12 protein-coding genes are annotated in these 13073 nt (G+C 49.0%); 10 read left to right on the top strand and 2 right to left on the bottom strand.

What is annotated here, in order from left to right; translation table 11 throughout:
* Positions 1 to 66: 66 nt before the first annotated feature.
* The 4 genes from KNO65_RS10205 (at position 67) to cydC (ending at position 6777) form a co-directional block, all read left to right on the top strand.
* Positions 67 to 2409 (top strand): glycoside hydrolase family 31 protein, encoded by a 2343-nt coding sequence (locus KNO65_RS10205; RefSeq protein ID WP_214783917.1) that lies wholly within the window; start codon positions 67 to 69, stop codon positions 2407 to 2409.
* 116 nt (positions 2410 to 2525) lie between these two features.
* Positions 2526 to 3215, top strand: coding sequence for a Crp/Fnr family transcriptional regulator (locus tag KNO65_RS10200; RefSeq protein ID WP_214783914.1), 690 nt, complete (start codon positions 2526 to 2528; stop codon positions 3213 to 3215).
* Between the two features lie 122 nt (positions 3216 to 3337).
* Entirely contained in the window at positions 3338 to 5062 is a 1725-nt protein-coding gene (gene cydD / locus KNO65_RS10195) for a thiol reductant ABC exporter subunit CydD (RefSeq protein WP_214783911.1), read from the top strand.
* Entirely contained in the window at positions 5059 to 6777 is a 1719-nt protein-coding gene (gene cydC / locus KNO65_RS10190; RefSeq protein WP_214783908.1) for a thiol reductant ABC exporter subunit CydC, read from the top strand. Before cydD ends, cydC begins: the two co-directional genes overlap by 4 nt.
* Before the next feature lie 254 nt (positions 6778 to 7031).
* Here cydC and KNO65_RS10185 read toward each other — a convergent pair whose 3' ends face one another.
* Both KNO65_RS10185 and KNO65_RS10180 read right to left on the bottom strand, forming a co-directional pair.
* Complete coding sequence (locus KNO65_RS10185) at positions 7032 to 7556, bottom strand: hypothetical protein (protein ID WP_031422033.1); 525 nt, start codon at positions 7554 to 7556, stop codon at positions 7032 to 7034.
* A 128-nt stretch (positions 7557 to 7684) separates the two neighbouring features.
* The gene (locus KNO65_RS10180; protein WP_214783905.1) at positions 7685 to 8761 is read right to left on the bottom strand and encodes a diguanylate cyclase; all 1077 of its coding nucleotides are present in this window, start codon (positions 8759 to 8761) and stop codon (positions 7685 to 7687) included.
* Positions 8762 to 8985: 224 nt separating this feature from the next.
* Here KNO65_RS10180 and KNO65_RS10175 point away from each other — a divergent pair, with 224 nt between their 5' ends.
* The 6 genes from KNO65_RS10175 (at position 8986) to KNO65_RS10150 (ending at position 13062) form a co-directional block, all read left to right on the top strand.
* On the top strand, positions 8986 to 9168 hold the full coding sequence (locus KNO65_RS10175) for a hypothetical protein (protein WP_031422036.1): 183 nt from the start codon (positions 8986 to 8988) through the stop codon (positions 9166 to 9168).
* An 82-nt stretch (positions 9169 to 9250) separates the two neighbouring features.
* Positions 9251 to 10201, top strand: a complete 951-nt coding sequence (gene msrA, locus KNO65_RS10170) for a peptide-methionine (S)-S-oxide reductase MsrA (protein ID WP_214783902.1) — start codon at positions 9251 to 9253, stop codon at positions 10199 to 10201.
* Positions 10202 to 10214: 13 nt separating this feature from the next.
* On the top strand, positions 10215 to 11501 hold the full coding sequence (locus KNO65_RS10165; RefSeq protein ID WP_047794777.1) for a DUF2252 domain-containing protein: 1287 nt from the start codon (positions 10215 to 10217) through the stop codon (positions 11499 to 11501).
* Positions 11502 to 11563: 62 nt separating this feature from the next.
* Positions 11564 to 11842 carry a DUF5327 family protein gene (locus KNO65_RS10160; RefSeq protein ID WP_211782150.1) on the top strand — a complete coding sequence of 93 codons (279 nt, stop codon included), beginning with the start codon at positions 11564 to 11566 and terminating at the stop codon, positions 11840 to 11842.
* Between the two features lie 107 nt (positions 11843 to 11949).
* Positions 11950 to 12315 (top strand): rhodanese-like domain-containing protein, encoded by a 366-nt coding sequence (locus tag KNO65_RS10155; RefSeq protein WP_012727509.1) that lies wholly within the window; start codon positions 11950 to 11952, stop codon positions 12313 to 12315.
* Between the two features lie 114 nt (positions 12316 to 12429).
* Entirely contained in the window at positions 12430 to 13062 is a 633-nt protein-coding gene (locus tag KNO65_RS10150) for an HAD family hydrolase (RefSeq protein WP_214783899.1), read from the top strand.
* Positions 13063 to 13073: the final 11 nt, after the last annotated feature.

The raw sequence follows: 13073 nt of genomic DNA, 5'->3' as shown, positions 1-13073 counted from the left end.
TATTCAGTGTAAACGTTTGCACTAATTTCAGGAAGGAAGTGACGGAGAGCGGAAACGCTCGAATGTATGCGCCTATTCGAAGAAAATCATGTGTACCAGTCGTGGATGAGACCAAAAGCAAGAGAAGGGGCAATCGTACAAGGAAGCTGTTATCGCTTCACCGTATTGACGAGTCAGTTGATTCGAATGGAATATGCGGAGGACGGTGTCTTTGAAGACCGCGCCACCCAAGTGGCATGGAATCGGGAATTTGACGTTCCACAATTCCGAGTGATTGAAGATGAGACAGAACTCCAAATCATCACCGAACATGTCCATTTGTATTATACGAAAGGTCCGTTCGCGCCGAACACGCTCTACGTGGACGTGAAAGGGAACTTTAGCACGTATTATAGCCGCTACATGTTCAACGGTCCGGAGCGGACGCTGAAAGGGACGGCGCGGACGCTCGATCATGTGGACGGGGCGACGGAGTTAGAAGAAGGGATCCTCTCCAAACAAGGATATGCCATCATTGATGATTCATCCTCGTTTTTGATGACAGATGATCGCTTCGTCGAGCCAAGACGAAAAGGGATCCATGACATTTACTACTTCGGATATGGCCATGACTATAAACAGGCACTTCGAGACTTTTACACGTTGACGGGTCCGACACCGATGCTCCCTCGTAAAGCGCTCGGGAACTGGTGGAGCCGCTACTGGCGATACGACGAAAAGGAGTATAAGGCGTTAATGCGCCGTTTCAAGTCAGAAGATGTTCCGTTCTCGGTCAGTGTCATCGATATGGACTGGCACGTGACGGACATCCCCGAAGAGTACGGGAGTGGTTGGACGGGCTATTCGTGGAACAAAAACTTGTTTCCTGAACCGAAGCGTTTCCTTAACTGGTTAAAGGATGAGGGAATGATGGTGACGTTGAACCTGCATCCCGCGGACGGTGTCCGTGCGTTTGAAGATCAGTACGTGGCGATGGCCGAGGCCATGGGCGTCGAACCGGAATCGGGGGACCGAATCCCGTTCGATTTTTCGGACAAACGATTCATTCAAGCATATTTTGAGCAGATGCATCATCCACATGAGGCGGATGGCGTTGATTTTTGGTGGATCGATTGGCAACAAGGGTCGACCTCGAAGATGGAAGGACTCGATCCGCTATGGATGCTGAATCATTATCATGCCATTGATATCGCCCGTGACGGCAAACGCCCGCTCATTTTCTCTCGTTACGCAGGACCAGGGAGCCACCGTTACCCGGTCGGATTCTCAGGAGACACGATCATCTCGTGGGCCTCGCTCGCCTTCCAGCCGTATTTTACAGCGACAGCGACAAATATCGGTTACGGTTGGTGGAGTCACGACATCGGAGGGCATCATCGTGGAAAAAAAGACGATGAGCTCGCCGCGCGTTGGGTCGCATACGGGGTATTCAGTCCAATCATGCGCCTCCACTCGACGTTCAGCACATTCAACGGGAAAGAGCCTTGGCGTTTCGGGATCGAAGCCGAACAGTCGATGAAGCGATTCTTACGTCTGCGTCACGAGCTCATTCCTTATCTATACACGATGAATTATCGTAACCATGCCAATGCGTTACCGCTCGTGCTGCCGATGTATATCGAACATCCCGATGACGAAGCGGCTTATCAAGTGCCGAATCAGTTTTATTTTGGCAGTGAACTCATTGTGTCCCCGATTGTCACGCCGATGGACCGAAAGCTCCACGTCGCCGGAACGAATGTCTGGCTGCCAAAAGGAGAATGGTTTGACTTCTTCACAGGACATCGTTACGAAGGCGACAAGTCGATTCGTGTGTTTCGTGGACTCGATGGACAACCGGTCTTCGCCAAAGCGGGTGCCATCGTTCCCCTCATGCCGCATCAACCGCATGCGAACGAGACGGGGAACCCGAGCGAGCTAGAAGTACTCGTCTTTCCAGGTGCCTCGAACACGTTCACGATGTACGAAGATGACGGGGAAAGCCGCGATTATGAGACAGGTGCCTCGCTTGAAACGACGTTCACGCTCGACTGGGAAGCGCGGACGCTACACATCGAGATGTCAGGAGACCTGACCCTCGTTCCGGCGAATCGGACATTGACCGTTCTTGTTCGAGGCGTTGTCGGGGAAGGGGACTATGACGCTGAGACGCAGACGCTACACATCCCGATTGGTGAATTGAAGCAGGAGCAGACGGTGACGCTCCCCGTCGATGTGACACAGAACGCCCATCGACTTGACCGTCTCTATCGATTCTTAGACCGCGCGGAAATCGCCTACGATTTGAAAGATCGTTTGTACCAGATGGCGACGACGAAGACGCGTCTCGAGGCCTGGCTGTTTGACCTCCATGCGTTAGAACTCGATCGAGATTTGCAAGACGCGCTATTAGAACTGATGTTGGACTGAAAAGGGGGGAGACCCCCTTTTGTCATGTCAGAAAACTGTCGGATTTTGAAAGCGGTATCATTTTGAATCGATTTATACTTAAGGTAGGGGATTTAACTAGAAATGAGGGGATACAGATGCGACATAAGTGGACGATTGATGATTTACGGCAGTTGACACTGTTTGCGAACTGTTCGAGTCGAGCGCTTGAACAGCTCGTCCCGCACGTCTATTGCCGAACGTATCGAAAAGGACAGCTCCTGTTCATGGAAGGAGACCCGCGAGAGCGCGTGTATTTCTTAATGAGTGGATACATCAGACTTGAGCGGATGAACGAGCATGCGACGCATCAATATGCGGACTACGTGAAGCCCAAACAGTTCTTTCCGTACAATGGTTTGTTCACGGAGGAAGACTACCGTCATACGGCAGAAGCGGTGACGGATATTGACGTCATCTATATCACGACCGACCGATTCGAGCAGTTTGTATCCACACAGTCGAACATGCTGCTCTATATCATTGGACAGATGAATCGTATTTTAGATTTACATGAACGACGTGTCCAAGAGATCATTACCCCGAGCGCGAAAGAACGTGTACTCAATACCATCCATTTTTTGATTGAAGATTTAGGTGAACCGGATGAGCAAGGGGTACGTGTCCGCTGTCCGTTCACGGCGATGGAACTATCTCGTCTATCTGGAACGTCCCGAGAGACGGTTTCTACGATTTTAGCGAAGCTTCGTAAAGAAGAGGTGCTTCGAATGGATGACCACCAACTTGTAATCGGGCATCCTGAATACTTTGAGCAAGACTTCGATTGACGCCACTCAGGAGAGGGCGTCTTTTGCATGTCGGAACGAGCGGAGCGTTCGCTTCAAGACGTGTCATATTGTATAATTAGTGATGAATCTCACAAAGCAATCGGATTGTGAATAGAGAAAGGATGAATGCAGTGAAACGACTGCAAGCCCTTGCGTTCGCCGAGCGAGGTCACATCATCGGACTAGTGTTGTCTGCGGTCATGATTGGACTATCGATTTTGGCGCAAGCGTATTTAATCGTCGACATTGTCGACCGAATCTTTTTAAAAGATGAATCATTTGAAACCGTCGTTCCGGCGTTACTTTGGCTCGTCGGCGCCCTATTGGTACGAGCACTTTTTGGATACGTCTCCGGACGAATCGGAGCAAGTTTATCGGAAAAGGCGAAGCAGACGTTGCGTCTGCAATTGCTAGATCGCTATGCCACGAGCCCGGTCGAGTCGTCTTTGACGGGACAATCTGGGAAGAAGGTCAGTGTGTTTCTAGATGCTGTTGACGAGGTCGACGCCTACTTCAGTCAATACTGGCCACAAGTAATCCAAACCTCGATTATCCCGCTTCTGATTTTGGTTGTCGTCTTCAGCCAACATTGGATTTCAGGTGTCATCATGATGGTGACGGCGCCGTTTATCCCCTTGTTCTTTATTATCATCGGGATTGCGACGCAGAAAAAATCTGAAGAGCAGATGGAAAAGATGAATCAATTTTCCGGAAAGTTTTTGGATGTCTTACAAGGTTTGACGACACTCAAACTCTACAATCGGACCGAACAAGAAGCGAAAGCGATTGAGAAGAGCAGTCTCGACTTTCGGGATGCGACGATGGTCGTCTTAAAGACGGCATTCTTATCTGGCCTCATGTTGGAATTCATCTCCATGCTCAGCACCGGCGTTGTGGCATTAGAAGTCGCGCTACAGATGGTCGTTTGGGAGAACCTGACGTTCTTCTCTGGTTTCTTGATTCTTGTGTTGGCGCCAGAGTATTACTTGGCCATCAAAGACCTGGGCAGCGCCTTTCATACGGGACGTGGCAGTATGGGCGCAGCAGACCGGATCTTTGACGTATTAGACGCCCCGGATGATCGCATTCAGTGGGGGACAAAGTCGCTTCGTTCACGGACACCGGACCTTGAGCTTGAAGAGGTATCGTTTGAGTACGCTGGTGGACGCTTTTCCCTTCAGCCATTGAGTGGTCGCATCTCGTCCGGCACCCACCTTGCGTTAGTCGGCGCGAGCGGTTCCGGGAAGACGACTGTCCTTAACGTGATCTCAGGACTTTTGCAAGTGAAATCAGGGCGCGTCCTCGTGGATGGCGAACCCTTGCATACGTATGAGGAATCTGCCTGGTATGGAAATATTGCGTATATCTCTCAAAATCCGTATCTGTTCGCTGGGACACTCGCCGAAAACATTGCTTTAGGTGAAGTGGCTGACGAGCGTGCGTTACTCGAAGCAGCCGAGGCAGCTGGACTATCCGAGGTGATTGACCAGTTGCCGAACGGAATCTGGACAGAACTCGGAGAAGGTGGGTTTGGACTATCTGGCGGGGAACGGCAACGCCTTGCACTCGCACGGGCTTTCTTTAAGCAACCTGGTATTTTATTGTTTGATGAACCGACGACCGGCCTTGATTTGAAAACAGAGCGGATTGTCAGACACTCGATTGAAGAGCTGTCGAAAGGTGCGACGTTAATCACGGTTGCGCATCGTCTGCATACAATCAAAGAGGCGGACACGATTTGGTTCATGGATGACGGGAAACGAATCGCAGAAGGGACGCACGAAGCGTTACTCGCTGTCCCAGAGTATGCAGAACTGTTTGCACTTCAGAAAGGGGTGAGCCGATGAACTCGCTTTGGACCATCACAAAATGGATGATGCGCGAGAAGAAAGACATTCTTCTCTCCATCTTCTTTGGATATGCGGCAGGGATTGCAGCGGTCGCCCTCTTCGCGGCAAGTGGCTATCTCGTATCACGGGCAGGGCTCGTCCCGCCACTGTATGCACTCATGGTACCGGTTGTCTTAATTAAACTGTTCGGTGTCATCCGGGCAGGAAGCCGTTATCGGGAACGCCTCGCCTCACACCGGGCGACGTTTACGATTTTAAGTGAGTTGCGCGTCCGGTTCTATCGTCAGTTAGAGCCGCTCGTTCCGTCCATCTTTGCGAAATATCGGAGCGGCGATTTGCTCGCACGCGTCGTCGGGGACGTTGAGAGTCTTCAAAACTACTTCCTTCGCGTGTTTTATCCGCCGATCATTCTCGTACTCGTCTTTTTGAGTACCATCTTCTTTGTCACCTTCTTCTCGTTTGCGGTCAGCCTATGGATTTTGTTTGGTGTACTCGTTACAGGATTCTTGATTCCGCTCGGATTTGCACGAATTCGTGCCCGTCATGACGAGACGATTCGTGGATTGCGTGGAGATGTGTCGATTCAATTGACAGAGATGCTGTTCGGATACCGGGATTTAAAACTTCATCACCAACTTGACCGCACGAAACAAGCTGTCTATTCGCATAGTGAGCGTTACATGGAGGCAGAGCGGAAAGACACGACGAATCAGTTCTTCAATTCGGCGCTCGTCGTTGCCGCTTCCTTACTCGTCTCATGGGGCGTCTTGGCCATCGGTGCGTATCAGGTGGTAAATGGAGACTTGAACGGGTTGTTCTTGGCAATGCTGATCATGATGTCGCTCACAGCGTTTGAGAATACGACGCCGATGGCCGTGTTCCCCGGTCACTTTGCAGACAGCAAGCAAGCAGCGGATCGTTTGTTTGAAGTGACGGAGCCGAGTGAAACGATTGAGGCGCGTGAGGCTAAACGTCAAGACGTGACGTTTACGGATGCACCGTCCATTTCATTTGACCATGTTCGCTATCGTTATCCGGATACGTATCGAGATGTCATCGATGAGGTGACGTTACACATTCCAAGTGGTTCGAAGACGGTCATCGTGGGACCGAGCGGGTCAGGGAAGTCGACGTTACTTCAACTGCTCTTGGCTTTCGTTCGGACGGAAGACGGCACGATTCGGTTGGATGAGCACAACGTGAACGATGTCAAACAGACAGCCATTTGGCAACATGCGAGCGTTGTTTTGCAAGACAATCATTTCTTTTATGGAACTGTACGGGACAACTTGGCGTTAGCCGGTGACTTCACAGATGAAGAGATGAGCGTAGCGCTTGAGCGGGTCCGTTTGGCGTTCACGCTAGACGAACCGGTCCTTGAGAAAGGGGCGAACTTGTCAGGTGGAGAACGCCAACGCCTGGCCATCGCACGAGCACTTCTTAAAAACGGACTTCTCTGGTTGCTCGATGAACCGACATCGGCACTCGATGCAGGAACGGAGGCCCATGTCTTTTCTGAATTGTTACAGCAAGCCGGAACAGGCACACTCATTCTCGTCAGTCACCGTTTGACGGGTCTCGAAACGTTTGATCAGATTATCGTTATGGAAGCCGGAAGAATTGTTGAGGTCGGTTCTTATGAGGAACTGATGACGAAACGTGGCATGTTCTATGAATTGAAACAAATTGAGCAAGAAGTGTTCGCATCATGAAAAAGACGAGCAGCCCCGTCGGTGGGCTGCTCGTCTTGTTTTTGGCAAATATGGGTGCAACAAATGGGGGTTGTCGCAATGCTTTCAAAAAGAGTGTCGTGGAGGGGAATCCACGTGACGTGATATGTTTGGGGAACGTGCACGTCAAGCTTTTGGGAAGCTACAACTAGAGTATAGTTGATAACGATTCTCATTGTCAATGAGAATAATGAAAAAAATCCATACGTGCGAACACGTATGGATTGGGTCATGAATTAATTCGAGGCTACGCCTTTTTGAACCGTGAATCGAATCAAACTGAACAAGTATCTCGTGAAGAAGAGAGCGAACGCATAGAATAGCGCGATGAACGGTGACTGAAGATCAATCCCCGGAATATTCATCAAGAACTCCAATACGAGAATAGAGAGTAGGAATACGTAGAGAGCGGCATCTAAATAAAGTGGCATGAGACGACCGCGTTGATGCCAAAATGTGCGGACGAGTGGAGCCACGGTCATCCCGATGATCCGTTCCGCAAAGCCGATACTGAGAACGGCGATGATGAATGCTGGGATCGTGTTAAAGCTCACCAAATCCGAGAACACGAAACCTGAAATCAACAAGAGCGGACCGATGATAATCATCATCGAAAGTGAGGTCCGGAAGAAAATCCACATGTTGTTCTGAATCGAACGAATCCCCCCGATTGCCGATTGTTGAAGTGTCTTTCCACGTCTATAGTCAATCGCGAACGAGCCGATAAACATAATTCCAAATAAAGATAACAAAACTGACATGAACGATGTTTCCCCTTTTCTGAATAAATCATGATGTATCAATCTGAATCAAAGTCTAGCCTAGTTTAACGATTCATTTCGAGAAAGTAAAGCGAGAAAACGCGCTCAAGTGTGAAGAGTTTGACACATTAAGAGGCGAGGATGAAACGATTTCGACCGGACTCTTTTGCGTGATATAACGCTTCATCTGCATGTTTTAACACACTGTCGATTTCAATATCATTCGAATGGCAAGCTCCAAGCGAAACAGTGATGTGGAGCGTACCGGCACTCGTCTCGAACGGGAACGTTGAAACCTTTTCTCGAATAGATTCAGCAAGCCGTGATACTTCGTCACGTGTCGCATGTGGCATGACGATTAAAAATTCTTCGCCACCGAAGCGGCCGACCAAATGGCGCTCGTCGCTCTCGTTGACGAGGAGCATGCCGAGCTCGCGCAAGACATCATCTCCGACGTCGTGACCGTATGTGTCATTTACCCGTTTGAAATGATCGATATCGACCAAAATCAATGCGTATTCTTCTGCCTCGACCGTCAAGTTGGCCATCGCTTCGTTCAAGAGACGCCGATTGGCAATCCCGGTGAGCGCATCCGTACGCGCCAGTTGCTGTTGATGCTGGACGTTCTCGAAATGGCGGCGCAATTCGAGCAACAATCGATAGGCGGCGCAAGCTCCGCCGTAAGACATTAACGTGTAGACGATTAAGACGGGATAGAACAAGTTTAGTGGAAGCGCGGCATAAATCGCTGCTCCAAAAATGGCGATGCTGATCGTAGTGAATGTAAGTAAAGTTGGGCGGGTATTATCCATGCGTTTTCGAAGGATGCTGATTGATCCCACGAGAACGAACATTGTCGCAAACGCTAAATAGAGACCAATCATAGCGCCGTTTGTGTACCAAACGACAAACGCGCGACCAATCAAATAGATAATACCTGCAACCGTACCGCTGACCCAACCACCAAATAAGACAGCCAGCATGATTGGGATGGCGCGTAAATCAATGAGCACACCTTCGAGAGGTAAGGCATTCGCTAAAAGGAGGATGGCAATTAATCCGGTCTGCACCCCGAGTAAAACCCTTCCTTTCAAAGGAGACTGTGGGGTTAAACGAGGTCGATTGCGAAACGGTAAAAAGGAAATCGTGAAGAGCGTGAACAAGATACACAGGTTGATAAAGAACGCATTAATGATTGTGAGCATCGAAGCTCCCCCTTATTCCGTATGGAAATATTTAGTTACAGTATATAGCATCTAGTTGAAAACAGACAGGAATAACCTGCTTGCGGAAAGAAGCTATCTTGAATGATTATTCAAGCAAATCGTCTTGGAATCCTTTTGGATTTGTTCAGGTTCTCCTCATCTTTTAGAACTTTCGTTATGGAAAATCGAAAGTTTGGTATGATAAGAGAAAAGGAGGACTGTCCGTGCGTTACTGGGATCATTTTAAACGAGCGTTTATTCCGATTGCGCTCATTTTGATTGGATTAGCGATCTTTTATACTTTATCGGCTCGAGATAACATGGTGTTGACGCTTTTAGGGGCTGCGATTGTTGGAGTCATCTTATTTTTAGTGATGCGTCATGTGAATCAGGTGGAAGAAGACTGAAGCGAGAACACATTTTGTGATTCTCGTTTTTTGTTGTCTTGCCACATTTTTGGGTACACTACAAAGTAAGGAGGGATTTATCATGGCAAAAGCTACATTTGCGGGAGGCTGTTTCTGGTGCATGGTCAAACCGTTTCATAAATATGAGGGAGTGGAGCGTGTCATTTCTGGATATACAGGAGGACATGTCGACAACCCGACGTATCAACAAGTCTGTTCGGAGACGACAGGACATTTAGAGGCGGTTGAAATCACATTCAATCCAGAAGTCATTTCGTATGAGGAGTTGCTACGTATCTATTGGCGTCAAATCGATCCGACAGATGGTGGAGGGCAGTTCAATGACCGCGGTGAATCATACCGTCCAGCCATCTTCTATCATTCAGAAGAGCAACGGGCTGCAGCGGAGCGTTCGAAACAAGAAGTGGAAGATTCGGGTCGCTTCGATCGTTCGATTGAAGTCGATATCCGCCCTGCGAAAACGTTCTGGGAAGCGGAAGACTATCATCAAGACTACTATAAAAAAAATCCGTTCCGCTATGAGATGTATCGTGTCGGTTCAGGACGCGCGAAGTTCATCAAAGAGGCATGGAGCGATCGTAAACAACAACAAGCACTTCGTAAACGCTTGACACCGATGCAGTATAAAGTGACGCAAGAAAACGGGACAGAGCCACCGTTCCAAAATGAATATTGGGATGAAGAGCGGGAGGGGTTGTACGTCGATATCGTCGACGGGACACCACTCTTCACATCTCACGATAAGTTTCAGTCGAATTGCGGATGGCCGAGTTTCTCACGTCCAATCGAGGAGAAGCGCGTCGATTTGAACATGGACACGACGCATCACATGGTACGGACAGAAGTCCGTTCAAAACAAGGGGACAGTCACCTTGGCCATGTGTTTGATGACGGTCCGAAAGAGCTTGGCGGCTTACGCTATTGCATCAACTCGGCCGCTCTCCGATTCATTCCTGTAGAAGAGCTTGAAGAGGCGGGGTACGGGGAATATAAACACTTATTCAACAAGTGAAGGGGAGAGCCGTATGTTCACAGCCGTCAAACAACAAATTCGGTGCGAGACGATTGGGACCGTCCTTGATTTTTATGACCAGTCGATTCGACAGCTTTCGGAAGAGGCAAGACAAGAGAAGTACGCGAAGATGAGTTCAAGCCCGTTCTCGTTCTTTCGAGGGAGCTCACACTTGTTCTACTACGACTTTGCGAAAGTACCGATCGCCTTTGACACAGGTCCTGACCATCCGACGTTCATTCAAGGAGACTTACACTTTGAAAATTTCGGTGTGTTCGAAGACGGGGCCGGTACCATCATCTATGACGTGAACGACTTTGATGAGGCGTATATCGGGTCCTATCTGTTCGATTTGTTGCGGATGGCGGTCTCTGTCGATTTGTTCGCCGCCGAGTCAGGATTCGACGGCAAGGCAGCCATTCAAGCGTTTGCTGAGTCCTATGCCAAAGCCATTGAAAAACATGCGCTTGGACGGAGTGAGCATATTCAATTCACGAAAGAGAATACGTGTAAAGCGGTCAAAAAAGTCATTAAAAAAGCGGAGAAGAAGAAAGATGAATTCATGTCCGAACGGACGGAGGTACGGGACGAGGAACGTTATTTTTCGACGAGTGACGACCTGCTTCCCGTCTCTTCAGAAGTACGGGAGAAAATTGAAGCGGCATGGGGCGATTATCTGTCTTCATTGTCAGACCAACACCGACATCATGCCGATCACTACGAAATCAAAGATATCGCCATCAAACTTCAGAGCGGCACGGCTTCAATCGGTTTAGAACGCTACTATATTTTGATTGAAGGTGCCGACGAAGAACATGATGAAGATGTTATTTTAGAGATGAAGCAAGCACAGTCCGCCGTCCCGTCTCTCTTTCTTCCGACACATCCGCTGTTTGAGAACGGATTGTCGCATCAAGGCGCTCGTGTCGTCGCCGCACAACGAGCAATGGTCCACAGTCGTGACCCGTATCTCGGCTATTTGACAATCGACGATAAAGAATATTATGTGAGGCAACGTTCTCCGTATAAGCGGAAAGTGAAAGCGAAACATATGAAAGATGAGACGTCGCTCATTGAGACGTTGAAAGTGCAAGCGCAAATCACGGCGAAGATTCACGCACGGGCCGATGCGTCATCGAATGTGCTCGATTATACGGCAAGCGAACGAATCGCGGCGGCAATCGGTGACTCCCCGTCCCTGTTTATTCGACAGTTATCGAGATGGGCTGATTTTTATGCAAATCAAGTTCGTTTTGACTATGACGCCTTTTTAAATTGGGTCGAGTCAAGGAATCGTTAAAGATACTTGCGAATCGAGGATGAAATCCTTCACAATGGAAGTGTAAAGGATGTGTACGGACTATGATTACAGAACAACAAGTCATCGCCCAAATGCGTCAGGTGATGACACAGATTGAGTCGTCAACCGGTGAAGTGCAAAAGCGTCATTTGGCAAAGTTGATGGGCTTTTGTGAATTACTTCTAGATGAGACGTCAGAAGCGAAAGCGGTCGGTGTGCCGCAAACGTCGACGCCTACGAACGAGACAAAACCTCCGCTTGATCGACAGATGGCTGCCTTTCTCGGCATTCCGATGGAGGAAGACGAACAACCGAAATCGGATTCATTGCTCGATTTTTGAACCACATGTGCATCACATGTGGTTTTTTTGTGGATTCACATTCATTGACTTAAATACCATATGGGGTATAATGAATATAAGAAATGAATGCAAATGGAGGTGTGAATATGTTGGACTTTCTTTTTGTGGCGGTCGTCATTGGACTTGTGTATTTCTGGTGGAGTCGTCGAAACAATGTAAAAACTGTCTCGACGGACGATTTAAAACGGAGAATCGCAGAAGAACGAAACATTCAATTGTTGGATGTGCGTGAGCCGCATGAATACCGCGGGGGACATATCAAGCAGGCGAAAAACGTACCTTTATCCGGATTCGGTAATGCTCAAGCGAAATATCCGAAAGAAAAGGAGCGTCCTGTCTATGTCATCTGTCAGAGCGGGATGCGTAGCCAACGCGCGGCAGCGATGCTTAAGAGTGCCGGATATACCGACGTCTATTCTGTAAAAGGTGGCATGAACTTCTGGCGTGGATAATAGAGGCGACTGGACGAATCGGTTCAGTCGTTTTTTTGTCATCACGTTTTCTCTTTTGCATTTTCGGGGATTCTGCTACGGTAAGGAGAGAGTGAAAGAGAGGGGATCAATCCAATGGCAGTGATTTTATTTGATATCGATGGCACGTTAGTAGATACGACCGGACCGATGACGAAGGCGATTCATGAGGCACTCGAGGAGCTTCCTCATCTTCCGAAACCGAGTGAAGAGGCGGTCCGCTCAGGATACGGCTTGGCAGGTAACGCGTTTTGGGAGCATGTCATCCCAGAGGCGACGCTCGAAGAGATTCGTCTCATTCGCAGACTCCGTCATACGACGCTTGAGCAAACGATGGAAGGGCAGAACGTCTTGTTTGACGGAATTCGTGAGATGTTGGAGACGCTTCACGAGCAAGGACATACGTTGACGACGGCGAGTAACTGTGGCGTTCACTACATGAACTTGATTTTAGATACGCAACAGATTCGTTCCTATATGACGGCACCGGAATGTTTGGAGTCTGTCGGTGGCGAGAAGAAGGCAGATATTCTGACAGCACACCGTGTCCGGCACGGAGAGGCGGATTATATTATGGTCGGCGATCGTAAATCGGATGTCGAGGCGGCTCACGCCCATGACTTCCCGGTCGTCTTGACAGGGTTCGGATTCGGCAATGAAGAAGAGTGGGCACTTGCGGATCACGTGATCCAATCTCCGCACGATTTAGTCGAGTGGGTCAACCGATAAGAAAAGGCTTG

The sequence above is a fragment of the Exiguobacterium sp. S3 genome, assembly GCF_018617295.1.
Taxonomy (GTDB): domain Bacteria; phylum Bacillota; class Bacilli; order Exiguobacteriales; family Exiguobacteriaceae; genus Exiguobacterium; species Exiguobacterium profundum.
This window is presented reverse-complemented; position numbering and strand designations above follow the sequence as displayed.